A 22,640-nucleotide genomic window follows, 5' to 3' on the forward strand; every position below is an offset into this window, starting at 1 on the left:
GCGCTCACGACTCCCGGTCGGGCATGCCGTCGATGACGATCGCGGCGAGCTCTCGGGCCGACTGGCGGGTGAGCGGCCGCAGGTCGTTCCAGTGGATGACCGACCCCGCCGCGAGCTGCTCATCGTAGGGGATGCGGACGATCTGCCGCACGCGGGAGGCGAAGTGGGCCTCGATCTCCTCGAGCTTCACGAGGTTCGTGCCCTGCGTGGCGGTGTTGATCGCGACGACGGCGTTGCGGACCAGCTCGCCGTACCCGTTCGCCTCGAGCCAGGTGAGCGTCTCGGAGGCCAGTCGCGCCTCATCGACGCTGCCGCCCGACACGATGACGATCGAGTCGGCGCGCTGCAGGGTCGCGCGCATGACGGAGTGCACGATGCCCGTGCCGCAGTCGGTGAGCACGATCGAGTAGTAGCGCGCGGCGAGGTCGGCGACCACGTTGTAGTCGTTCTCATCGAACGCCTCCGAGAGCATCGGGTCGGTGTCGGAGGCGAGGATGTCCAAGCGGGTCGTATCGCGCGAGACGAGCTTCGTGAAGTCGGTGAAGCCCTGGATGCTCGCGGCCCGGTTGACGACGTCGCGCACGGTCGCGCGCGTCTGCTTGGTCACCCGCTCGGCGAGGGTTCCGCGGTCGGGATTGGCGTCGATCGCAATGATGCGGTCCTCTCGGACCGTGGCGAGCGCCATCCCGAGCAGGGTCGTGATGGTCGTCTTGCCGACGCCGCCCTTGCGGGTGAGCACGGGGACGAAGCGGGCTCCGCCCTCGAGCACGGCGTCGATGCGCGCATCGAGCTCCTTGCGGGCGCGGACGCGGGCGGAGTCGCCGAGATTCACGCGCGTGAGGGTGGCGCGGTAGACGAAGCGCTGCCACGCGCCCTCCGGGGCCGAACGGGGCCCGCGCCGCGGGTCGATGAGGCGATCGGCGGTGAGCATCGCGGCGGACTCGGGGCCGACATCCGCCCCCGCCATGCGCTCGCGGCGGGAGTAGTCGGCGATCGCGACCGAGCCCGTGTCCGCCGGGCTCGCCGGCGTCGTCACGGCGACGATGGCGGGCTCGGAGAGCGAGATCGACGTCGTCCCGCTCTCGAGAACCTCGATGACGGAGGGGTCGATTCCGGTGCCGACGAGGGCGACGGCGGTCTCCTCCTCCGGCGCCTCGTGCACCGGGGCGGGAAGCGCGACCTCGATCGTCAGGCTCTCGGGGAGCGCGGTCGCGAGGTCGTCCCCGCCGGCCGGCTCGAGGCCCTCGGCCACGGAGCGGGCGCGCCCGTGCACGATCTCGCTCTCATCGCCGGAGGCGCGGTCGGTCACCATTCACGAACCCTTCGTCGTTCTCGTGGACGGCCCAGTCTATCGCCCGAGCTGCCCGGGTCCCGCGAAGGAGTGAATCGTGCTCAGTCGATGACGACGAGAAGGTCGCCCGCCTCCACCTGCTGCGTGGCGGGGATCGCGAGCCGGCGCACCGTGCCCGAGACCGGGCTCGTGATCGCCGCCTCCATCTTCATGGCCTCGATCGTCGCGACGGGGGCCCCCGCCTCCACCGCGTCGCCCTCCGCGATCTTGAGCGTGACGACTCCCATGAAGGGCGCGGCGATCTGACCGGGATGCGCGGGATCGGCCTTCTCCGCCTGCACGGTGTCCACCGCGATGCCCCGATCGCGGATCGTGACCGGGCGCATCTGCCCGTTGAGGGTCGCCATGACGCTGCGCATGCCCTTCTCGTCGGGCTCGCCGATCGCCTCGAGGCTCACGAACAGGCTCACGCCGCGCTCGATCTCGATGATGTGCTCGACGCCGGGCTTGAGGCCGTAGAGGTAGTCGGGCGTGCTCAGCACGGAGAGGTCGCCGAACTGCTCGCGCACCTGCAGGAACTGCTGGGTGGGCTGCGGGAAGAGGAGCTGATTGAGCATGAGACGACGCTCATCGGTCGAGCCGTCGAGCTTGGCCTGCTGGTCCTCGGTGAGCGGCGTCGTGCCGATCTTGACCGTTCGACCGGCGAGCACCTTCGAGCGGAAGGGCTCGGGCCAGCCGCCGGGCAGGTCGCCCAGCTCGCCCGCCATGAACCCGATGACCGAGTCGGGGATGTCGTACTTCTCGGGGTTCGCCTCGAAGTCGGCCGGGTCGGCGCCGGCCGCGGCCATCTGCAGGGCGAGGTCGCCCACGACCTTGGAGGACGGCGTGACCTTCGTGGGGCGGCCGAGGATGCGGTTGGCCGCGGCGTACCAGTCCTCGATGAGCTCGAAGCGGTCGCCGAGCCCGAGCGCGATCGCCTGCTGGCGGAGGTTCGAGAGCTGCCCGCCCGGGATCTCGTGGTGGTACACGCGCCCCGTCGGGCCGGAGAGACCCGACTCGAACGGCGCGTAGACCCGCCGCACGGCCTCCCAGTACGGCTCGAGGTCGCTCACCGCCTGCAGGCTCAGCCCGGTGTCGCGCTCGGTGTGGGCGAGGGCGGCGACGAGCGCGGAGAACGGAGGCTGCGAGGTCGTGCCGGCCATGGGCGCGCTCGCCACGTCGACCGCGTCGACGCCCGCGCGCGACGCGGCCAGGAGCGTCGCGAGCTGACCGCCCGCCGTGTCGTGCGTGTGGAGGTGCACCGGCTGGTCGAAGCGCTCGCGCAGTGCGGCGACGAGCTTCTCGGCGGCGCCCGCGCGCAGCAGGCCCGCCATGTCCTTGATCGCGATGATGTGAGCGCCGGCGTCGACGACCTGCTCCGCGAGACGCAGGTAGTAGTCGAGCGTGTAGAGGTCCTCCGCCGGATCGAGCAGGTCGCCGGAGTAGCAGAGCGCGACCTCGGCGACGGTCGAGCCCGTCGCGAGCACGGCCTCGATCGCGGGCCGCATCTGGTCGACGTCGTTGAGCGCGTCGAAGATCCGGAACACGTCGATCCCCGTCTCGGCCGCCTCCCGCACGAACGCCTCGGTCACCTCCGTGGGGTACGGGGTGTAGCCGACCGTGTTACGGCCGCGCAGCAGCATCTGGATGGCGATGTTCGGCAGGGCCTCCCGCATCGCCGCGAGGCGCTGCCACGGGTCCTCGCCGAGGAAGCGCAGCGCGACGTCGTAGGTCGCCCCGCCCCAGGCCTCGACGCTCAGGAGCCCGGGCGTCATCCGGGCCACGTGCGGCATGACCTCGACGAGGTCCTTCGTGCGGACGCGCGTCGCGAGCAGCGACTGGTGCGCGTCGCGGAACGTCGTGTCGGTCACCGCGAGCGCGGTCTGCTCGCGCAGGGCGCGGGCGAAGCCCACCGGGCCGAGCTCGAGCAGGCGCTGGCGCGAGCCCGCCGGTGCGGAGGCGTCGAGGTCGATCTCCGGCAGCTTCGTCGCGGGATCGATCGCCGTCGCGCCGGCGCCGTTGGGCTGGTTGACCGTGACATCGGCGAGCCAGTTCAGGACCTTCGTGCCGCGGTCCTTGGAGATGTTGGCCCGAACGAGCTCCGGACGCTCGTCGATGAACGACGTGCTCAGATCGCCCGCCTGGAACTGCGGGTCGTCGAGGACGGCCTGGAGGAACGGGATGTTCGTGGTCACGCCGCGGATGCGGAACTCGGCGAGACCGCGACGGGCGCGCGCGACCGCGGCGCCGAAGTCGCGACCGCGGCAGGTCATCTTCGCGAGCATCGAGTCGAAGTGGGGCGAGATCTGAGCGCCCGAGGCGATCGTGCCGCCGTCGAGGCGCACTCCGGCGCCGCCGGGCGAGCGGTAGGTCGTGATCTTGCCGGTGTCGGGGCGGAAGCCGCTCGCCGGGTCCTCCGTCGTGATGCGGCACTGCAGCGCCGCGCCGCGCAGGTGGATCTGCTCCTGCGTCAGGCCCAGCTCGGCGAGCGACTGGCCGTAGGCGATCCGCATCTGGGACTGCACGAGGTCGACGTCGGTGACCTCCTCGGTCACGGTGTGCTCCACCTGGATGCGCGGGTTCATCTCGATGAAGACGTGCTGGCCCGTGCGCTCCCCCGCCGTGTCGAGGAGGAACTCGACCGTGCCGGCGTTGACGTAGCCGATGGACCTCGCGAAGGCGACGGCGTCGCGGTACATCGCCTGGCGGACATCCTCGTCGAGGTTCGGAGCCGGGGCGATCTCGACGACCTTCTGGTGTCGGCGCTGCACCGAGCAGTCGCGCTCGAACAGGTGCACGGTCTCGCCGTGCGAGTCGGCGAGGATCTGCACCTCGATGTGGCGCGGGCGCACGACGGCCTGCTCGACGAACATCGTCGCGTCGCCGAACGCGCTGTCCGCCTCGCGCATGGCGGCCTCGAGGGCCGCGCGCAGGTCCTCCCGCTTCTCCACCCGGCGCATCCCCCGCCCGCCGCCGCCGGCGACGGCCTTGGCGAAGACGGGGAAGCCGATCTCGTCGGCCGCGGCGACGAGCACCTCGATGTCGGTCGTCGCGGGGCTCGACTTCAGGACGGGCACTCCCGCGGCGATCGCGTGCTCCTTCGCTGTGACCTTGTTGCCGGCCATCTCGAGGACGGCGCGCGGCGGGCCGATGAAGGCGATTCCCGCGTCGGCGGCGGCCTGGGCCAGATCGGGGTTCTCGCTGAGGAAGCCGTAGCCGGGGTAGATCGCGTCGGCCCCGCTCTCCTTGGCGACGCGGATGATCTCGGCGACGTCCAGGTAGGCGCGCACGGGGTGCCCGGGCTCGCCGATCTGGTAGGCCTCGTCCGCCTTGAGGCGGTGCATCGAATTGCGATCCTCGTACGGGAAGACCGCGACGGTGCGCGCCCCCAGTTCGTACGCGGCTCGGAAGGCGCGGATCGCGATCTCCCCGCGATTGGCAACAAGGATCTTCCGGAACATCGATTCCTCTCAGGGTGACCCGAACGGGCGATGAGGAGGCCCGCGATGGATCGTGGTGGCATACCGAGGTCGGCGCGTGGGCGCGCACTTCAAGACTAGTGAAGGTAGGGTCGTTGATCGTGCACGTACTGAGCATCAGCTCCCTCAAGGGAGGCGTGGGGAAGACCACGGTGACGCTCGGGCTGGCATCCGCGGCCTTCTCGCGCGGGTTGCGAACGCTCGTCGTCGACCTGGACCCGCAGTCCGACGCCTCCACCGGGATGGACATCACCGTGACCGGGCGGCTCAACGTCGCCGACGTCCTCGCCTCCCCGAAGGAGAAGACCGTCCGTCAGGCGATCGCGCCGTCGGGCTGGACGAAGGGGCGCTCCGGCACGGTCGACGTGCTCATCGGCAGCCCCAGCGCGATCAATTTCGACGGGCCGCACCCGAGCATCCGAGAGATCTGGAAGCTCGAGGAGGCCCTCGCGCACGTCGAGGCCGACTACGACCTCGTCCTCATCGACTGCGCCCCGTCGCTCAACGCGCTCACCCGGACGGCCTGGGCCGCGAGCGACCGCGTCGTCGTCGTGACCGAGCCCGGCCTCTTCTCCGTCGCCGCCGCCGACCGCGCCCTGCGCGCGATCGAGGAGATCCGCCGCGGGCTCTCGCCCCGGCTGCAGCCGCTCGGCATCATCGTCAACCGGGCGCGCGTGCAGTCGATCGAGCACCAGTTCCGCATCAAGGAGCTCCGCGACATGTTCGGGCCGCTCGTGCTCGCCCCGCAGCTGCCCGAGCGCACCTCGCTCCAGCAGGCGCAGGGCGCGGCGAAGCCGCTGCACATCTGGCCGGGCGAGAGCGCCCAGGAGATGGCTCGGAACTTCGACCAGCTGCTCGAGCGCGTCATGCGCACCGCGCGCATGGGCGAGTACGCACAGCGCTAGATCCGCACTTCCCCGGCGGGACGACCGTCCGGACGGACGTCCCGCCGTCGAGGTCGCGCCGGGAGGCGCCGCGCGTGCGAGACGGGATGCCCGGGGCCGGGCCCGCGGGTCAGCTCGCGCGCGTGGCGCGGCGCTGGGCGAGCTCGTCGGCGGGGTCGGCGGCGGCTGTCGAGTCGAGGTCGACGAGCGAGCTCTCGACCTCGCGGAGGACCTTGCCGACGGCGATGCCGAAGACGCCCTGCCCGCGGCTGACGAGGTCGATGACCTCGTCGTCGGAGGTGCAGAGGTAGACGCTCGCGCCGTCGCTCATGAGAGTGGTCTGGGCGAGGTCGTTGACGCCGGCCTCACGGAGCTGGTTGACCGCGGTGCGGATCTGCTGGAGCGAGATGCCGGTGTCGAGCAGCCGCTTGACGAGCTTGAGCACGAGGATGTCGCGGAAGCCGTAGAGCCGCTGCGTGCCGGAGCCGGCGGCGCCGCGCACCGTGGGCTCGACGAGCTGCGTGCGCGCCCAGTAGTCGAGCTGCCGGTAGGAGATCCCGGCGGCGCGGGCGGCGACGGCGCCGCGGTAGCCGGCCTGGTCGTCGAGCTCGGGGAGGCCGTCGGTGAAGAGCAGGCCGAGGTCGTACCGTTCGTCGCGGCGGCTGACGTCGCTCATGGCCTCTACCTAACCTTCATCGTTAACGTGATACTTCGCATCACGTCATCCAGACTAGCGAGCCACCCGACCCCCGCCGCAGACATTCGCACCGTCGGCGCGGCGTGTCGGGCCCGACTACGACTGTAGCCTGCCGAGCGCCGATCTGATCAGGCTCGAGCGCACGATCTCGAGCTGCCCGGCGATCTCGAGGGCCAGCTCGGCCGCCCGCGCGCGGGAGGACGGATCGTTCCGTCGGGACACCGGGATGAGGGCGCTCTCGATGAGCCCGAGCTCGCGCTCGGCGGCCGCCCGGAACCCGCGGAGATGGCGCGGCTCGATGCCCGAGCGCTGCAGCTCCACGAGCGAGCGCAGCACCTGCAGGGCCTCCTCGCCGTACGTCTCGCCGGGGGCGATGAGTGATGCGCTGACCGCGTCGCCGAGGAGTGCCGTAGTCGCACCGGCCTCCCGCACGAGCTCGTCGCGGCTGTACCGGCGCTCGGTGGCGAGCATCGACGGGGCGGGGACGGCGCCGCCGAGCGGGAGGCTGGGCGTGCGCCCGGCGTCGAGCTCGTCGAGATAGCCGCGGATCACCTTGAGCGGGAGGTAGTGATCGCGCTGCATCGTCAGGACGAAGCGCAGACGGTCGACATCGGAGGGAGAGAACTTGCGGTAGCCCGACTCGGTGCGCGACGGGGAGATGAGCTGGCGCTCCTCCAGGAAGCGCAGCTTCGAGGGCGTCAGGTCGGGGAACTCCGGGCTGAGCTTGGCGAGCACCTGCCCGATGCTCAGCAGGGATGCCGCAGGCGTCGCGGGGCGACGGGCTGCGGCGGCGGACCGCTCCGCCACTAGGCGACCGGGCGGCGGTCGGCGCGCGAGGCGTAGAAGGTGAGGCGGAACTTGCCGACCTGCACCTCCGAGCCGTCGACGAGCGCGGCGGTGCCGTCGATGCGCTCGCCGTTGAAGAAGAGGCCGTTGAGCGAGCCGAGGTCGCGCACCGTGAATGACGTGCCGTCGCGGTGGAACTCCGCGTGCTTGCGCGAGACGGTCACGTCGTCCAGGAAGATGTCGGCGTCGGGGTGCCGACCCGCGACCGTCACGTCGGCGTCGAGGAGGAAGCGGGCTCCGGTGTTCGGGCCGCGACGCACGATGAGCAGAGCGGAGCCGGACGGCAGGGCCGCGATCGCCTCCTGCTCCTCGACGGTGACCCCGGCCTCCATGGCGGCGAGCTGCGCGACGAAGTCCGGACCGTAGTGGACCGTCGTCTCGGACGAGTTGTACGCCGGCGCGGCGCTGCTCTGCTCGTCCCCCGCGGGGCGGGCAGACACGTTCTCAGCCATCAGTGGACCTCCTCAGATCACTCAGCGTATCCGATGCCGGCAGGGGGGCTCCGGGTCGATTCCCCACGAGCTCGAGGGTCTGACGCAGGTAGAGAGCGCCCGCCCACCAGTAGAGGAAGGCACCCCAGAGGGCGAACGCCCAGCCGATCGGGTCGGATACGACGCGGGCGTCGGGGAACGCCTGCCCGAGCACGAGGATGGGCAGCGCGTAGAACAGCGCGAAGGTCGCGAGCTTGCCCAGGTGATGCACGGGAAGCGGACCGTAGCGATGCTGCGCGAGGACGACGCCGAGGACCACGAGCATGACGTCGCGGCCGACGATGACGACGACGAGCCACCACGGCACGACCTCGCGCACGGCGAGGGCGACGACCGCGGCGAAGATGAACAGGCGATCCGCGGCCGGGTCGAGCAGCTGCCCGAGGCGCGTGATCTGGCTGAAGCGACGGGCGATGATGCCGTCGACGTAGTCGGAGACGCTCGAGAACACGATCACGAGCAGAGCGGCGACGTCCTGGCCCGTCAGGACCAGCAGGAGGAAGACGGGCACGAGCGCGAGGCGGATGGCGCTCAGCAGGTTAGGGATGGTGAGGATGCGCGTGCTGACGGGCGGGCGGCTCGCCGGGGGCACTGCGTCGGCTTCGCTCACGCTGTCAGTGTAGTGAGGCACGGCGTGCCCGACAGCGCGGATGCCGCGGCCGCGGGTTATTCTGCCGCGCATGTCGTGCATCCGCTTCAACACCCCAGCCCAGCGCCGACAGCTCGCCGCGAGCGCCCCCGCGCGCGCGACCTCGCCCGACCCGGTCGCGCAGTTCCTCTCCCCCACCGTGACCGCATCGAAGATCGCCCGCATCCGCCGGCTCGCGAGCGACGCGAACCCGCGGATCCGCGAGAGCGCCGCGCTGTCGTACCACGCCCCTGATGAGGTCTACGCCGCCCTCGCGAAGGACCCGGTCGCGAGCGTGCGGGCGTGCGTGGCGAAGAACGAGCACACCCCGTGCGACATCCTCCGCGAGCTCGCCTCCGACCCCGACGAGACCGTCCGCGCGTGGGTCGCCATCAACTACTTCGTGCCCGCCGACGCCATGGAGCGCCTCGCGGAGGACGCGAGCGCCACCGTCCGCGGCCTCGTCGCGTGGAAGGCGCAGCTCGCCGACGAGCCCGCGCAGCCCGTCTCCGTCTAGTCGTTCGGCGCGAGGCTGCCCGCCGCCGCGACACGCGCTGGCAGCACGCGCGCGAGCCCCGCGATGATCTTGTACCGCAGGGTCGGGATCGACACCGCTCGGCCGCGGTCGATGTCGCGCAGCGCGAGCCGCACGAGGTCGCGCACGTCGAGCCAGAGCGCCCCGGGGACCCCCGTCGTGGCGACGCCCATGCGCTCGTGGAACTCGGTGCGCGTGAAGCCCGGCGCGACCGCCGTGACGCTCACGCCTCGGCCGCGGTACCGCAGGTTCGCCCAGCGCGCGAACGAGACGCCCCAGGCCTTCGCGGCGCCGTAGCTGCCGCGGGGGGTGAAGGCCGCGACGCTCGAGATCAGGACGATGCGGCCGTGGCCGCGGGAGAGCATCCCCTGCATCGCCGCGTGCGTGAGGCGCAGCGGCACACCCACGTGGAGGTCGAGGTGGCGCACCTCGTCGTCGAGCGGCGAGGAGGCGAAGTCGGTGACGAGCCCGTGCCCGGCGTTGTTGACCAGCAGGTCGACGGGATGCGCGTCGTCGCGGACGCGGCGCTCCACCGCGGCGACCCCGGCCTCGTCGAACAGATCGGCCGCGATCGTCTCGACGCCGACGCCGTGGCGCGAGCGCAGCTCGGCGGCGACCTGCTCGAGGCGGGAGGCCGTCCGGGCGACGAGCACCAGGTCGGTTCCGCGGGCGGCGAGCTGGCGGGCGAACTCGGCGCCGATGCCGGCGGTCGCGCCCGTGATGAGAGCCGTCGTCATAGAGCTACGGTAGCGGCGCCCAGCCGGACGGTCCGTTCGAGCCGGCGGGGTACTCCTCGAGCGGCACGCGGTCGGCGCGCCACGCCTCGAGCACGGGCTCGACGATGCGCCAGCACTCCTCGGCGATGTCCCCGCGGACGGTGAAGGCCGAGTCGCCCTCGAGCACGTCACCGAGCACCTCGCCGTACGCCGTGAGCTCGCCGGCCGCGAACTCCGCATCGAGGCTCACGCGGTCGAGATCGGAGGGGTCGCCGGCGCCGTTGATGTCGAGCTCGATCGAGAGCCGCTCGGGACTCAGCGCGACGATGATCGCCGGGGCTCCCGCCGCGGGCTCGAGCCCTCGGGGGAGGTGAGGCGCGGATCGCATGCTCGCCCGCACGTGCGTCGAGGGGTGGCCCAGCGCCTTGCCGCTGCGCAGCACGACCGGCACGCCCGCCCAGCGCGGCGTGGCGATGTCGAGCACGACCTCCGCGAGCGTCTCGGTCGCGCGCGCCGGGTCGACGCCCTCCTCCGCCGTGTAATCGGGCACGGCGTCGCCCTCGACCGCGCCCGCGGTGTACCGAGCGCGGCGGCTGGAGGCGACGGCGTCGCCGCCCCGGACGCTCGTCGCGCGCAGAACCTGCATCATCGCGCCGTGCAGGTCGTCGGCCTCGAGGCTCGAGGGCAGCTCCATCGCGGCGAGCGCGAGCACGAGGAGCAGGTGGCTCTGGATCATGTCGACGAGCGCCCCGGCCGTGTCGTAGTAGCCGGCCCTGCCCTCGAGCGCGAGCGACTCGTCGTAGACGATCTCGAGCCGGGCGATGCCCTCGCGGCTCCACACCGCCTCGATGACGCGATTGGCGGCCCGCAGGCCGATGAGGTTCGCGACCGTGGACTTGCCGAGGAAGTGGTCGACGCGGAAGACGCGGTCCTCCGGGAGGAGCTCGGCGAGCCGGGCGTTGAGGTGCGCGGCGCTCTCGCTGTCGACCCCGAAGGGCTTCTCGAGGACGAGGACCGCGCCGGCCGGCAGCTCGACCTCCGCGAGCGCCTCGACCGTCGCCAGCGCGATCGAGGGCGGGACGGCCAGGTACAGCAGCGGCGGGCGGGTCGCCGCGGCGAGCAGCGCGCGCAGGGCATCCGCGTCGGTCGCGTCGGTGCGCACGTACCGGGCCCGGTCGAGGATGCCCGGCAGCGCGTCGCCCGCGGAGTCCCCGAGCGTCGAGCGCAGGAGGTCGCGCCAGCGATCGTCGCTCCAGTCGCTGCTGCTCGCGCCGATGAGCTCGATTCCCCGCGCGCGCCCCGCGTCGAGGAGGCTCGCCAGGCCCGGGAGGAGGAGCCGTTCGGCGAGGTCGCCCGTCGCGCCGAGGATGATCAGAGAGCGGTCGCGGGAGGAAGGCATCCCTCCACGCTAGGCGCGACCGGGCGCGCCGCGACCCCGCGTGCACCGAGTTCGGAGGAAGCTCCGATTGGCTGGGAGGATGCCCGCCCCGATCGAGGACTACGCCATCATCGGCGACTGCCACACCGCCGCCCTCATCGACCGAGAGGGGGCGATCGACTGGCTGTGCCTCCCCCGCTTCGACTCGGCCTCGATGCTCGGCGCGCTGCTCGGCACCGAGGAGCACGGGCAGTGGGTGCTGCGCCCCGTCGGCGAGGCCGAGATGCTCGGCCGGCGCTACGAGCCCGACGCGCTCGTGCTCGTCACCCGCTGGCGCACCGCCACCGGCGAGATCGAGGTCATCGACGCGATGCCGCACGGCGATCGTCGCGCCGACGTCGTGCGCCGCGTGCGGGGCGTGAGCGGCGAGGTCGCCGTCGAGCAGGTGCTGAGGATCAGATTCGACTATGCGAGCGCGATGCCGTGGGTCCGGCAGATGGGCACGGACGAGCATCCCGCTCTCGTCGCCATCGCCGGCCCGGACGCGGTCGTCGTCCGGGGACCTCGCTTCCGCGCCATCGACCACGCGCACCGCGCCGAGACCCTCGTGCGCGCGGGCGAGACCGTCGACACCGTGCTCACCTGGTTCCCCGCCCACCGCCCCGCGCCGGGCCCGCTCGACGTCGACGCTCAGCTCGACCGCACGCGCGCGTGGTGGCGGGAGTGGGCGCTCACCTGCGCGGCGCCCGGCGCCTACGACGAGCACGTGCGGCTCTCGCTGCTCGTGCTGCGCGCCCTCACCCACGAGGACACCGGAGGCATCGTCGCGGCCCCCACGACGAGCCTGCCCGAGGACCTCGGCGGGAGCCGCAACTGGGACTACCGCTACGTCTGGCTGCGGGACGCCGCGCTCACGCTGGAGGCCCTCATGCTCCACGGTCACCAGACGGGAGCCGCCGAGTGGCGGGCGTGGCTGCTGCGCGCGATCGCGGGCGACCCGCAGGACCTCCAGATCATGTACGGGCTCTCGGGCGAGCGTCGCCTCGCGGAGTACGAGCTCGACTCGCTGCCCGGCTACCGCGGCTCGGCGCCCGTGCGGGTCGGCAACGGGGCCTTCACGCAGTTCCAGGGCGACATCTTCGGCGAGGTGCTCATCGCCCTCGATCGGGCCCGCGACCTCGGCGTCGAGGAGGACGAGTCGTCCTGGTCGCTGCAGAAGGCGCTCCTCGCGCACGCCGAGAAGCAGCTGGACCGGCGGGACAACGGGATCTGGGAGATCCGGGGCGAGCACCGCACGTTCACCCACTCGCGCGCGATGCTCTGGGCCGCCTTCGATCGCGGCGTCCACGCGGTCCGCGAGCACGGGCTCGACGGCGACGCCGACCACTGGGCGGCGCTGCGCGACGGGCTGCGCGCGGAGATCCTCGCGAACGGCGTGAGCGAGGGCGGCTGGTTCGTGCAGCACTACGACACCGACGAGGTCGACGCCTCTCTCCTGCAGCTGGCGCACATCGGCTTCGTCCCCCACGACGACCCGCGGATGCTCGCGACCGTCACCCGCATCGAGGAGACGCTGCTGCGGGGCGGGCTCCCCCTGCGCTACCGCACCGAATCGGGGGTCGACGGTCTGCCCGGCGACGAGCACCCGTTCCTGGCCTGCGCGTTCTGGCTCGTGGAGAACTTCGCCTATGGAGGCCGGCTCGACGACGCGGTCGCGCTCATGGACCGCCTGGTCGGCCTCACGAACGAGGTCGGACTGCTCGCCGAGGAGTACGACGTCGAGAACGATCGGCACATGGGCAACACGCCGCAGGCGCTCTCGCACCTCGCGCTCGTGCGGGCGGCGGATGCGATCGCGACCGCGCGCAAGCGGGTGTCGCCCGCGGTGCCGAGTCGGGCATCCTGACCCGATGCGATTGAAGCGATCCTCCCCCGACGCGCCAGGGATCCGCCGCGTGCGGCACGGCCGCGGCTTCCGGTATCTGGATGCCCGGGGCCGGTCGGTCGCGGACGCGGACGTGCGCGCGCGCATCGCCGCGCTCGCGATCCCGCCCGCGTGGAGCGACGTGTGGATCTGCCCCGACGAGCGGGGCCACGTGCAGGCGATGGGACTCGACGCCGACGGCCGACGCCAGTACCGCTACCACGAGGAGTGGACGCGGCGGGCCGGGGTGAAGAAGTTCGCGCGCGTGCGCGAGCTCGCCGCTGCGACCGGGGCGATGCGCGCGCGCGTGACGCGCGACCTGCGCGGCGATGACCCGCAGGCCCGGGCGCTCGCGATCGCCGCGCGCATCATCGACGCGCTCGGCGTGCGGGTCGGCGAGGAGCGCTACGCCCTCGAGCGCGGCACGATCGGCGCGCTCACCCTCAGCTGGGAGCACGTCGAGGTCTCGGGGTCGACGATCGCGTTCGACTTCCCGGCGAAGTCGGGCGTGCGCTGGGAGGCGGAGCACGAGGACGACGACCTCGCCGCGGCGCTCGTGCTCACCCGGAGCGCGCGCGGGCCCGGCGGCGAGAGCGCCGAGCGGGTCACCGAGTGGATCGATGACTCGGGGCTGCATCGCGTGCACTCGGCCGCGCTCAGCGACTACCTGCGCACGGCGACCGGGTGCGCGATCACGCCGAAGGACCTGCGGACTCTGCGCGGCTCGCGGCTCGCCGCGGAGCACCTCGCCCGGTGCGGTCCGGCCGCGACGAGGAAGGAGCAGGAGCGGGCGATCCGCGAGGCGGTCGCCGTCGTGGCAGAGGGGCTGCGGAACACTCCCGCCGTCGCTCGCAGCTCGTACATCGACCCGCTCGTGCTCGAGCGCTACCGCCGCGGCACGACCGCCGCGCTCAGCCGGGGACGCGTGAGCGACGCGGCGCTGGCCGAGCTGCTGGGCTGACGCGCACCGCGGTGCGGCCTACCCTGAGGGGATGAGCCCCGCCCCCGTTCCGACGAGCGCGCGGGTCGATGCGTGGGTGTGGGCGATCCGGCTGTACGCTACGCGCTCGGCGGCGACCGCGGCCTGCAAGGCCGGGCACGTCAAGGTCAACGGGGCGACGGCGAAGCCCTCGCAGACCGTGAGGGTCGGCGACCTGGTGCGCGCCTACACCCCCGGCGGCGAGCGGATCGTCGCCGTCACGGGACTCATCACCAAGCGGACGAGCGCGCCGCTCGCGCAGCAGAACTACGAGGATCGCACTCCCCCGCCCCCGCCCCGGGCCGAGCGGCCGCTCGACGTGCTCCGCGAGCGCGGCGCGGGCAGGCCCACCAAGCGCGACCGACGACTGATCGAGCGTCTGCGGGGACGCGAGGAGGGCATCCCCCCGTTCTGAGAGCTCGCGTCAGCCGAGCTCGAGCGCGTCGAGCGAGCGGCGGACCGCGGCCGCGCTCGCGTGGAGCGCACGCTCCTCCTCCGCGGAGAACGGCGTGTCGATGACGCGCGACACGCCGCCCGCGTCGACGACGCTCGGCACGGAGAGCGCGACGCCGCTGACCCCGTGGTAGTCGTCGAGCACGCTGCTGACGGGAAGGACCGCCTTCTCGTCGCGCAGCACCGCCTCGACGATGCGCGCGCCCGAGAGCCCGATCGCGTAGTTGGTCGCGCCCTTCCCCGCGATCACCGTGTACGCGGCGTTCTTGACCTCCTCGGCGATCGCGTCGAGCTCCTCGACGGCGAGTCGCTCGCCGTCGTCGCCCACCCAGTCGCGGACGGGGATGGGACCGATGCGCGACTGCGACCAGAGCGGGAACTCGCTGTCGCCGTGCTCGCCCACGATCATCGCGTGCACGCTCGAGGCGGCGACGCCCACCCGCTCGGCGAGCCGCCAGCGCAGGCGCGAGGAGTCGAGGACGGTGCCGCTGGAGAACACGCGCGCCGGGTCGAGGCCGCTGAAGCGCTGAGCGGCGACGGCCAGCACGTCGCACGGGTTCGTCACGAGCATGATCACGGCCTCGGGTGCGCGGGCGACGAGCTCGGGCATGAGCTCGCGGAGGATCGCGACGTTCGTGGCGGCGAGGTCAAGGCGGCTCTGGCCCGGGTGCTGCTTCGCGCCCGCGGTCACGACGACGATGTTCGCGCCTTCGACGACATCGAGATCGCCGCCGCCGACGATGCGGCTCGAGCCCGTGAACGGGGTGCCGTGCGCAAGGTCGAGCACCTCGGCCTCGGCGCGGCGCGCGTCGATGTCGTAGAGGGCGACCTCGCGCGCGGAGCCGCGGATGAGGGCGGCGTAGGCGAGGGAGGTTCCGACGGCGCCGGCACCGATGACGGCCAGGCGGGAGTTCTCGATCACGGGCATGCCTCAAGACTGGCAGAGTCGCCGCGCATGGCGACGGCCGCACCCCGAACCGGGGGTGCGGCCGTCGCGGATACGAAGGGCTAGAGCCCCTGCTGCTCGCCGATCGCGAAGCGAACAGCGCCCTCGTCGCTCACCTGGGCGTCGAGGATCTTGTCGTCGAGCGCCACCGAGGCGTGCTGCTCGAGGAAGACGCGGGCGGAGCCGGCCTCGACGACGTGGTCGCCGGGGAGGGGCGCCGGCTCGACGGTCACGGCGAACTCGTTCTGCTGCGCGGCTCCGTCGATGCGGAGCCCGGCGCTCTGGGGGTCGGCCTCGCGGGCGACGAGGTTCTCGATCACGGTGCTGGCGGTCGGCGTCAGTGTGAGCATGGGGGTGCCCCTTCCTGTCTCGCGGTCGTCGAGCCAGCCACGATGCCGAGAATGCGGCGGCAACTCAACCGCGCGGTCGTGTTTGCCAGGCTCCTCACACGAGGCCCTGCGGAGACTCTGCGGAAGCCCGGGCGTGTCGCCTCAGGGGGCGGCGTCGAGGTCGTGGGCCCGCGCGAAACGGATGATGAACGTGCTGCCGCGCTCGCCGTCCGACTCGACGAGGACGGATCCGCCGATCCCGTCGAGGAGCGTGCGCACGATCGAGAGGCCCAGTCCCGTTCCGGGGGTCGCCTTCGCCGTCGCGTCCTCCGTGCGGTAGAACCGATCGAAGACGCGCTCCTGATCGGCGAGCGGGATGCCCGGCCCGGCGTCGCGGACGAACAGCTCGATCGCCTCATCGTCCACGAGGGCGCTCACCACCACGCTCGAGTCGTCGGGAGAGAACTTGACGGCGTTGCTCATGATGTTGGTCAGCACCCGTGACACGGAGTCCTCCGTGCCGATGGCCTCCGGCAGGGCGGTCGCCGAGGTCTCGACGACGATCTCGACGCGCCGCGATGCGGCGACGGCGCGCAGGTCGTCCGCGACCTCGCCGATGATGCGGTCGAGAGCGAGAGGGTGCGGGTCGTCGACCGAGTCGGCCGCGCGCTTCGCGGCCGACAGAAGCTCCTCCACGCGCTCCTGCAGGCGGCCGGCATTGCGGACGATCGTGTCCACGAAGCGGCGCTGCATCGGGTCGAGCTCGGTCTCGTCGAGCGTCTCGGCGTAGCCGACGATGCTCGCGAGCGGGGTGCGCAGCTCGTGGCTGATGCTCGCGACGAAGTCGTCCTTCTGCCGCGAGAGCTCCTGGTACTGGGCGGAGAGCGCGCGCTCGCGTTCGACGAGCGCGCGCAGGCGGCGATCCTCCCGGCGCTTCTCGGTGACGTCGGTCAGCTCGACGGACATGACGCCGGACTTGTCCCCGGCGGCGCGCTCGATCGCGACCTCCGCGTCGGCCCGGCCCGCGAAAGCCTCCAGAACGAGCTCGCCGCGCCACCGCGGCTCGCCGTCCGCGACGACCGAGAGGCCCTCGATGAGCGGATGGTCGTCGGGCAGCGCGATGTTGATCTCGGAGGAGGCGGAGAAGAAGGCGTTGCTGGGGTCCATCCCGAGCGCCCGCAGACCGTGGTCGTTGGCCTGCACGACGATGAAGGCGTCGCCGATCGGCTCGACGAGGAGGAAGGCGGTCTGGGCCTGCTCGACGGCCCGGCGCAGCACCCTGTCCTTCGCGAGCGCGCGCTCCACCTCGAGCTCGCCCTCCACGCGCTTGGACCACAGCACGAGCGTCGAGCTGAGGAAGATGAACAGCCCGCCCTGCAGCACGACGATCGCGTCGCGCGTTCCGTCGGCGGCCATCGCGAACGGCCCCCAGCCGAGGATCGTCGCGATCGTCGTGCCGAACGTCACGAGGAGGAGCTGCAGCGTCACGCCGATCGCCGAGAGGCGCAGAGCCGCCCAGGCGAACAGCGGGAGCGGGAGGAAGGACACGGAGATGTTGATCGAGAGCGTGAAGGTCACGACCAGCGCGGTGGCCATGAGCAGCCACTGGGCGGTCACCTCGGTCCGCGACGCGATGGCCCCCTGGCGCACGCGCGCGAACGCGAGCGGCGTCGCGACGACGAAGGAGACGAGGTTCGCCACGAACGCGTCGTTCGCGAAGGCGTCGCCCAGGTCGATCCCCGCGAGGATCCGGACGACCGTGACGCCGGCCGCGAAGAAGGCCGAGGAGATCGTCGCGCCGAGGACGAGCCGGACGCTGTGGGCGACCGAGTCGAGGCGCGGGAGACGACCCGATCGCTCGACGATCGCGCAGAACAGCAGGATCTCGAGCACTCGCAGGAAACCGGTCTGGAGGACATAGTCGAGCGGCAGCCCCGTGATGACGTTGCCGATCGCGACGGCCGCGACGCCCGCCGTCGTGACCGGGATCCGCCAGCCGCTGCGCGCGATGAGCGTCAGGACGGCGATGACGCCGCTCGCCGGCGCGAGGGTTGCGCGCGAGATCGACACGTCGGTCGCGTTTCCCCCGGTGATCGAGAGGCCGAGGATCGCGAGGAGCACGACCGCGAGCATCGCGAGTCGCCGCGGCCTGCTCCACCGGCGCGCCGTCGACGCGAGACTCGCTCCGACCACGGCGGCCCTCCTCAGTTCTTCTGCATTATCGTCGTGTTCAGGCACGCGAAGGGCGTGACACGGCGAGGCGATCGCCGCCCGGGGGGAATCGAGGACGACGTGGCACGCATTCTGGTCGCCGACGACGATCAGGATCTCAACGACCTGGTGACGATGAAGCTCGAGGCCGCCGGCCACGAGGTCGTGAGCGTCGTCGACGGTGAGAACGCGCTCTCGCGCGCGATCTCCGACAAGCCCGACCTCATCGTGCTCGACTGGATGCTGCCGCGCCGCAACGGCCTCGAGGTGTGCCGCGAGGTGCGATCGGATCCGGGGCTCGCGCGCACGCGCATCCTCATGCTGACGGCGCGCGCCCAGGAGGTCGACGTCGAGCGCGCCTTCGCGGCCGGCGCCGAGGAGTACATCACGAAGCCGTTCAGCCCGCGCGAGCTCGTCCTGCGCGTCGCGACGCTCCTCTCCCGGCCGCTATGACCGCACTGCTCGTCGCGACCGCGGCGGCGGCACTCCTGTGCCTCGCGCTGCTCGCGACGGTGCTCATCGTGCGCGCCCGCATCGCGCGCCTGGATTCACGAACCCGCCATCGGCGCTCCGAGGTCTCCACGATCCTGCGCACGCTCCTCGTCGACGAGGGCATCGCGCCCGCTCCGCGATCGCCCTCGACGCTGCACGCGGTCGCCTCGGTCGTGACGCGCGTGCACGGGGAGGACCGGGAGTCCCTGCAGCGCTGGCTTGACGCGAACGGCGCGACCGCGCTCGCGAAGCAGGGAATGCGAGACCGTCGGGCGATCGAGCGGGCTCGAGCGATCCGGCTCTACGTGCGGACGACCACTGAGCCCTCGTCGATCCTCATGGTGCGGATGCTCGACGATCCCGATCCGCGCGTGCGGGGCGTCGCGGCTCTCGAGTGGGGCTCCACGGGGAGCACGGAGGCGATCGCGCCCGTGCTCGCGGCGGCGTGCCGCGCCGAGCGCCGCCTGCCCCCCCTCGTCGCCTCGATCGCCATCATGCGCTGCCGGCTCCTCGATGTGGAATCGCTCCACGCGGCGTGGAGCACGCGCGACCCGGACGGACTCCGCGTGGCTCTCAGCACCGGGAGCGCCGCCGGGCTCGCGGGAGTGCAGTCGCACGCGATCACTGCGCTGACCCATGACGACCCCCTCGTGCGCATCGCCGCCGCTGACGCGCTGCGCCGGGTCGGCACCCGCCGATCGCTCGAGCCGCTCCGCGAGCGTCTGACGCTCGAGGCCAATCCCATCGCCCGCCGCCACGTCGACGAGGCGATACTCGCGCTCGGAGGCGGCGCGTGATCCCCGCCGAGCTCGCGGCGTGGCTCGCGGCGTCGCTCGTCGTCGTCACGATCGCCTTCGGGATCTACTTCGCGCTGTACCAGCTGCTCTACGTGACGATCGTCATCCGCGCGATCGGGGCGATCGCCGACGAGCGGCGCTGGGCATCGGACGAGCTGCTCTCCGGAACCTTCGCGAGCCCTCTGACCCCGGGCGTGAGCGTGCTCGTCCCAGCGCACAACGAGAGCGCCGGCTCGGTCGCGTGCGTCGAATCGCTGCTGCGGCTGCACTACCCGCAGGTGCAGATCATCGTCGTCGACGACGGATCGACGGACGGTACGTCGGAGGTGCTGCGCGCGGCCTTCCCGATGACGCCCACCGACGAGGAGCCGATCAGCCCGGTGCCCGTGGGCGGCGTCATCGAGAGCATCCACCGCTTCGATCACCATGACGCGCTGCTGATCAGGAAGTCGTCCGTCGGGCGTCGCGCCGATGCCGTCAACGCGGCGCTGCAGTTCGCGCGGCACGAGCTCGTGTGCATGATCGACGGCGACTCGATCCTGTCGCCGACCGCTCTGCTGCGCGTCGTGCAGCCGTTCATCGACGACCCGACCGTCGTCGCCTCGGGCGGTATCGTGCGGCCCGCGAACGGCGCCGTCCTCATCGAGGCGGAGGTCGATCGCGTCGAGGTTCCGTCGCGGCTCATCGAGCGCATCCAGGTGCTCGAGTACCTGCGCGCCTTCCTCGTCGGGCGGGCCGGCTGGTCGGCGATCAAGGGGCTGCTCATCATCTCCGGGGCGTTCGGCGTCTTCCGCCGCGACACCCTCGTGCAGCTCGGCGGGCTCGACGCCGAGAGCCTCGCGGAGGACGCCGAGCTCGTCGTCGCCGCGCACCGCCACCACCGCACCGAGCGCGAGCCGTACCGCATCGTGTTCGTCGCCGACCCGGTGTGCTGGACGGAGGTGCCCGCGACGTGGTCGGCGGTGTCACGGCAGCGGAAGCGCTGGTCGCAGGGGCTCGGCGAGCTCCTGCGGGGCGCGCGCGACATGATGCTGCGGCCGCGGTACGGGGCGCTCGGCATGGTGACCCTGCCGTACTTCTGGCTGTTCGAGCAGTGGGGCGCCCCGCTCGTCATCGTCGCGATGGTGCTCGCAGCGCTCTCGGGGGCTCTCGGGCTCATCCCGTGGATCGCCATCGGCCTCGCGCTCGTCGTCTCCTACTTCGTGGCCGTCGCGACCTCGCTCCTCGCGATCGCGATCGAACTGGGAGCGACGCCCGACTACCGGACGGGCCGCTCGATGCGGCGACTGATCCTGACCGCGTTCCTGGAGCCGATCCTCTTCTACCTCCCGCACGCGCTGTGGCGGACGATCGGGCTCATCCGGGCGATCCGCTCGACACCGTCCGAGTGGGGCGTCCAGCAGCGCTCCGGTTTCGTGCAGCGGGCGACTACCGGGCAGGCGGCGTAGCATCGCGTCGTGAGCGACGACGCATCGCGGGCGGATGCCCGGCCCGACACCGCGCAGGCGACCAGTCGCCCGGTCCTGACCCGGCCGCCTCGGCCGTTCTCGGTCATGCAGTCGCTCCTGCTCTCCGCGCTCATCGGGACGATCATCGGCGGCCTCGCCTTCCAGCTCGGGCTCGGCGACACCTCGTTCGACCGGCCCGGCCAGGTCGTCCTGCTGTTCATCGACGTCGCGCCGGTGCTGTGGTTCGCAGCGGCCCCGATCATCATGCACGCGCTTCGGTGGCGCGCGATCGATCAGCGTTTCCGCTGGCTGCTCGTGGCCGCCGTCGCTGCCGCCACCCTGTCGATCGCGGCGCGCCTCCTCATCACCGGCGAGGGCGTGCCCGGCACGCTGCTCGATCCGTTCACGGCCGCGTTCGTCGTCTGGATCGCGGCGGCCCTCCAGTGGACCCGGACCCGGGTGAAGCGGCTGGCGGCGGGAACCGACCGCGGTATCACGGTCGTCGGCATGGCGCTCGGATTCGGCGTCGCCGCGGTCGGTCTCGCGCTCGGCACGCTGCGGCTCGTGCTCGTCGGGCCCGAGGTGCTGCCCGGCGCGGTGCCGGAGGCCTCGACCGCCTCGCCCACGACCGCGCTGCTGATCGCTGCCACGTTCGCGATGATCGCCGGGCTGTTCTGGCTGACCGACCGCACGCGCAACCGGTGAGCGGGCATCCGGCGCTGACGGCGCTACGCAACGCGCTCGGGGACGCGCTCTCGACCGAGCCGGCGGCGCTCGAGGCCGCGCGCGGCGACTACTCGGGGCTGCGGCGGAACGGCACCCCGCTCGCGGTCGTGCATGCGCGGACGATCGCCGACGTGCAGGCGGCGCTGCGCATCGCGACCGAGCATCGACTTCCTGTCGTGCCGCGCGGCGCCGGCACCGGCCTGACCGGCGGCGCGATGGGCGGCGAGGGAGAGCTCGTACTGTCGACCGCGCGCATGACGCGCATCATCGAGGTGTCGCCGGCCGACCAGCTCGCCGTCGTCGAGCCCGGCGTCATCAACGCGGAGCTCAACGCCGCGCTCGAGCCGACCGGCCTCTTCTTCGCCCCCGACCCCGCGAGCCGCGCGATCTCGACGATCGGCGGGAACATCGCGACGAACGCCGGCGGGCTGCTGTGCGCGAAGTACGGGGTGACCCGGGAGGCGATGCTGGGCCTGAAGGTCGTCCTCGCCGACGGCACCCTCCTCGAGCTCGGCCACCGCACGGTCAAGGGTGTCACGGGGCTCGACCTGACAGCGCTCGTCATCGGCTCGGAGGGCACGCTCGGAGTGGTCGTCGAGGCGACCGTGCGGCTCATGCCGCTCCCGGCGGGATCGCCGGCGACCATCGGTGCGTACTTCCCGTCCGTCGTCGACGCGGCCGCCGCATCCGCCGCCATCACGGCCGCCCACCTGCGCCCCGCGGTCATGGAGCTCATCGACGAGGTCGCGCTCGCGCGGATCCTCGCCCACCTGGGCCTGCCGGAGCGCGCCCCCGGCAGCGCCTACCTGCTCGTGCAGACCGACGGATCCGCGGCCATCGCCGAGGCCGAGGAGGCGCTCGCGATCATCCGGGCCCACGACGGCGCCGCGGCCCTCACCGCCGACCCCGACGAGGGCGAGCGGATGCTCGCGGTGCGCCGCGCGTTCCACCCGGCCATGGCGGCCTCCGCGAACGTGCTCATCGAGGACGTCGCCGTGCCGCGCAGCGCGCTGCCCGAGATGCTCGCGGCGATCCGCGAGATCGGGGCGCGGCACGACCTGGAGATCCCGACCGTCGCGCACGCGGGCGACGGCAACCTGCACCCCAACTTCCTCTTCGCGGGCGACGAGGTGCCGCCGCGGGTGTGGGAGGCGGCGGGCGAGCTGTTCCGCACGGCCATGAGCCTCGGCGGCACCCTCACGGGCGAGCACGGCGTCGGAACCCTCAAGCGGCAGTGGCTCGAGGAGGAGCTCGGCGCGCCGCAGCTCGACCTGCAGCGGCGCATCAAGGCCGTCTTCGACCCGCTCGGGATCATGAACCCCGGGAAGGTCTTCTAGGGGCTCTTCAGGCC

General features: G+C 72.4%; 21 protein-coding genes. 10 read left to right on the top strand and 11 right to left on the bottom strand.

Annotated elements, in window-relative coordinates; translation table 11 throughout:
* Positions 1 to 4: 4 nt before the first annotated feature.
* Positions 5 to 1,312 carry a MinD/ParA family protein gene (locus ASG83_RS11775; RefSeq protein ID WP_082515073.1) on the bottom strand — a complete coding sequence of 436 codons (1,308 nt, stop codon included), beginning with the start codon at positions 1,310 to 1,312 and terminating at the stop codon, positions 5 to 7.
* Positions 1,313 to 1,392: 80 nt separating this feature from the next.
* On the bottom strand, positions 1,393 to 4,791 hold the full coding sequence (locus tag ASG83_RS11780) for a pyruvate carboxylase (protein ID WP_055861623.1): 3,399 nt from the start codon (positions 4,789 to 4,791) through the stop codon (positions 1,393 to 1,395).
* A 119-nt stretch (positions 4,792 to 4,910) separates the two neighbouring features.
* Between ASG83_RS11780 and ASG83_RS11785 the strand changes: the two genes are divergently transcribed.
* Positions 4,911 to 5,714 (top strand): ParA family protein, encoded by an 804-nt coding sequence (locus ASG83_RS11785; protein WP_055861628.1) that lies wholly within the window; start codon positions 4,911 to 4,913, stop codon positions 5,712 to 5,714.
* Positions 5,715 to 5,823: 109 nt separating this feature from the next.
* On the opposite strand, the gene ASG83_RS11790 is transcribed toward ASG83_RS11785, so the two are convergent.
* From ASG83_RS11790 to ASG83_RS11805, 4 genes are all read right to left on the bottom strand, one after another.
* Positions 5,824 to 6,369, bottom strand: coding sequence for a MerR family transcriptional regulator (locus ASG83_RS11790; RefSeq protein ID WP_055861631.1), 546 nt, complete (start codon positions 6,367 to 6,369; stop codon positions 5,824 to 5,826).
* 117 nt (positions 6,370 to 6,486) lie between these two features.
* Positions 6,487 to 7,197 carry a MerR family transcriptional regulator gene (locus ASG83_RS11795; RefSeq protein ID WP_055861634.1) on the bottom strand — a complete coding sequence of 237 codons (711 nt, stop codon included), beginning with the start codon at positions 7,195 to 7,197 and terminating at the stop codon, positions 6,487 to 6,489.
* Positions 7,197 to 7,688 (bottom strand): FHA domain-containing protein, encoded by a 492-nt coding sequence (locus ASG83_RS11800; RefSeq protein ID WP_055861636.1) that lies wholly within the window; start codon positions 7,686 to 7,688, stop codon positions 7,197 to 7,199. The genes ASG83_RS11795 and ASG83_RS11800 overlap by 1 nt, the downstream gene beginning before the upstream one ends.
* Entirely contained in the window at positions 7,681 to 8,337 is a 657-nt protein-coding gene (locus tag ASG83_RS11805) for a CDP-alcohol phosphatidyltransferase family protein (RefSeq protein ID WP_235460194.1), read from the bottom strand. The genes ASG83_RS11800 and ASG83_RS11805 overlap by 8 nt, the downstream gene beginning before the upstream one ends.
* Before the next feature lie 70 nt (positions 8,338 to 8,407).
* Between ASG83_RS11805 and ASG83_RS11810 the strand changes: the two genes are divergently transcribed.
* A complete protein-coding gene (locus ASG83_RS11810) occupies positions 8,408 to 8,872 on the top strand; it encodes a hypothetical protein (RefSeq protein WP_055861640.1) in 465 nt (154 codons plus the stop codon).
* Here the strand turns inward: ASG83_RS11810 and ASG83_RS11815 are convergent.
* Together ASG83_RS11815 and ASG83_RS11820 are read right to left on the bottom strand one after the other, a co-directional pair.
* On the bottom strand, positions 8,869 to 9,627 hold the full coding sequence (locus ASG83_RS11815; protein ID WP_055861643.1) for an SDR family oxidoreductase: 759 nt from the start codon (positions 9,625 to 9,627) through the stop codon (positions 8,869 to 8,871). The two genes, ASG83_RS11810 and ASG83_RS11815, sit on opposite strands and share 4 nt — an antisense overlap.
* Before the next feature lie 4 nt (positions 9,628 to 9,631).
* Positions 9,632 to 11,005 (bottom strand): glucose-6-phosphate dehydrogenase, encoded by a 1,374-nt coding sequence (locus ASG83_RS11820; protein ID WP_055861646.1) that lies wholly within the window; start codon positions 11,003 to 11,005, stop codon positions 9,632 to 9,634.
* Positions 11,006 to 11,045: 40 nt separating this feature from the next.
* Here ASG83_RS11820 and ASG83_RS11825 point away from each other — a divergent pair, with 40 nt between their 5' ends.
* From ASG83_RS11825 to ASG83_RS11835, 3 genes are read left to right on the top strand one after another with little or no spacing between them, the layout of a single operon-like run.
* A complete protein-coding gene (locus ASG83_RS11825; RefSeq protein ID WP_255358252.1) occupies positions 11,046 to 12,890 on the top strand; it encodes a glycoside hydrolase family 15 protein in 1,845 nt (614 codons plus the stop codon).
* A 4-nt stretch (positions 12,891 to 12,894) separates the two neighbouring features.
* Complete coding sequence (locus ASG83_RS11830) at positions 12,895 to 13,869, top strand: DNA topoisomerase IB (protein ID WP_055861652.1); 975 nt, start codon at positions 12,895 to 12,897, stop codon at positions 13,867 to 13,869.
* Positions 13,870 to 13,900: 31 nt separating this feature from the next.
* Entirely contained in the window at positions 13,901 to 14,302 is a 402-nt protein-coding gene (locus tag ASG83_RS11835) for an RNA-binding S4 domain-containing protein (RefSeq protein ID WP_055861655.1), read from the top strand.
* A 9-nt stretch (positions 14,303 to 14,311) separates the two neighbouring features.
* Here ASG83_RS11835 and ASG83_RS11840 read toward each other — a convergent pair whose 3' ends face one another.
* The 3 genes from ASG83_RS11840 to ASG83_RS11850 form a co-directional block, all read right to left on the bottom strand.
* Complete coding sequence (locus tag ASG83_RS11840) at positions 14,312 to 15,268, bottom strand: L-lactate dehydrogenase (protein ID WP_055861658.1); 957 nt, start codon at positions 15,266 to 15,268, stop codon at positions 14,312 to 14,314.
* Between the two features lie 80 nt (positions 15,269 to 15,348).
* Positions 15,349 to 15,636 (bottom strand): hypothetical protein, encoded by a 288-nt coding sequence (locus ASG83_RS11845; protein WP_055861660.1) that lies wholly within the window; start codon positions 15,634 to 15,636, stop codon positions 15,349 to 15,351.
* Between the two features lie 141 nt (positions 15,637 to 15,777).
* Positions 15,778 to 17,808, bottom strand: a complete 2,031-nt coding sequence (locus ASG83_RS11850; protein WP_055861663.1) for an ATP-binding protein — start codon at positions 17,806 to 17,808, stop codon at positions 15,778 to 15,780.
* A 99-nt stretch (positions 17,809 to 17,907) separates the two neighbouring features.
* On the opposite strand from ASG83_RS11850, the gene ASG83_RS11855 reads away from it, so the two are divergent.
* The 5 genes from ASG83_RS11855 to ASG83_RS11875 are packed head-to-tail and all read left to right on the top strand — an operon-like array spanning position 17,908 to position 22,626.
* Positions 17,908 to 18,279 carry a response regulator transcription factor gene (locus ASG83_RS11855; RefSeq protein WP_055861666.1) on the top strand — a complete coding sequence of 124 codons (372 nt, stop codon included), beginning with the start codon at positions 17,908 to 17,910 and terminating at the stop codon, positions 18,277 to 18,279.
* Positions 18,276 to 19,115 carry a HEAT repeat domain-containing protein gene (locus ASG83_RS11860; RefSeq protein ID WP_055861669.1) on the top strand — a complete coding sequence of 280 codons (840 nt, stop codon included), beginning with the start codon at positions 18,276 to 18,278 and terminating at the stop codon, positions 19,113 to 19,115. The genes ASG83_RS11855 and ASG83_RS11860 overlap by 4 nt, the downstream gene beginning before the upstream one ends.
* Entirely contained in the window at positions 19,112 to 20,563 is a 1,452-nt protein-coding gene (locus tag ASG83_RS11865) for a glycosyltransferase family 2 protein (RefSeq protein ID WP_055861673.1), read from the top strand. The genes ASG83_RS11860 and ASG83_RS11865 overlap by 4 nt, the downstream gene beginning before the upstream one ends.
* A gap of 9 nt (positions 20,564 to 20,572) precedes the next feature.
* A complete protein-coding gene (locus tag ASG83_RS11870; protein ID WP_055861677.1) occupies positions 20,573 to 21,268 on the top strand; it encodes a hypothetical protein in 696 nt (231 codons plus the stop codon).
* Positions 21,265 to 22,626 carry an FAD-binding oxidoreductase gene (locus ASG83_RS11875; protein WP_055861681.1) on the top strand — a complete coding sequence of 454 codons (1,362 nt, stop codon included), beginning with the start codon at positions 21,265 to 21,267 and terminating at the stop codon, positions 22,624 to 22,626. Before ASG83_RS11870 ends, ASG83_RS11875 begins: the two co-directional genes overlap by 4 nt.
* Positions 22,627 to 22,640 lie beyond the last annotated feature (14 nt).

Origin of the sequence: Yonghaparkia sp. Soil809 (genome assembly GCF_001429705.1) — a bacterium.
Lineage (GTDB): Bacteria > Actinomycetota > Actinomycetes > Actinomycetales > Microbacteriaceae > Microcella.

Bases quoted from the DNA above. Each gene is read 5' to 3' on its own strand.
- ASG83_RS11815 (WP_055861643.1), bottom strand. From the start codon at position 9,627: ATGACGACGGCTCTCATCACGGGCGCGACCGCCGGCATCGGCGCCGAG.
- ASG83_RS11840 (WP_055861658.1), bottom strand. From the start codon at position 15,268: ATGCCCGTGATCGAGAACTCCCGCCTGGCCGTCATCGGTGCCGGCGCC.
- ASG83_RS11810 (WP_055861640.1), top strand. From the start codon at position 8,408: ATGTCGTGCATCCGCTTCAACACCCCAGCCCAGCGCCGACAGCTCGCC.
- ASG83_RS11780 (WP_055861623.1), bottom strand. From the start codon at position 4,791: ATGTTCCGGAAGATCCTTGTTGCCAATCGCGGGGAGATCGCGATCCGC.
- ASG83_RS11820 (WP_055861646.1), bottom strand. From the start codon at position 11,005: ATGCCTTCCTCCCGCGACCGCTCTCTGATCATCCTCGGCGCGACGGGC.
- ASG83_RS11800 (WP_055861636.1), bottom strand. From the start codon at position 7,688: ATGGCTGAGAACGTGTCTGCCCGCCCCGCGGGGGACGAGCAGAGCAGC.
- ASG83_RS11830 (WP_055861652.1), top strand. From the start codon at position 12,895: ATGCGATTGAAGCGATCCTCCCCCGACGCGCCAGGGATCCGCCGCGTG.
- ASG83_RS11845 (WP_055861660.1), bottom strand. From the start codon at position 15,636: ATGCTCACACTGACGCCGACCGCCAGCACCGTGATCGAGAACCTCGTC.
- ASG83_RS11775 (WP_082515073.1), bottom strand. From the start codon at position 1,312: ATGGTGACCGACCGCGCCTCCGGCGATGAGAGCGAGATCGTGCACGGG.
- ASG83_RS11790 (WP_055861631.1), bottom strand. From the start codon at position 6,369: ATGAGCGACGTCAGCCGCCGCGACGAACGGTACGACCTCGGCCTGCTC.
- ASG83_RS11835 (WP_055861655.1), top strand. From the start codon at position 13,901: ATGAGCCCCGCCCCCGTTCCGACGAGCGCGCGGGTCGATGCGTGGGTG.
- ASG83_RS11860 (WP_055861669.1), top strand. From the start codon at position 18,276: ATGACCGCACTGCTCGTCGCGACCGCGGCGGCGGCACTCCTGTGCCTC.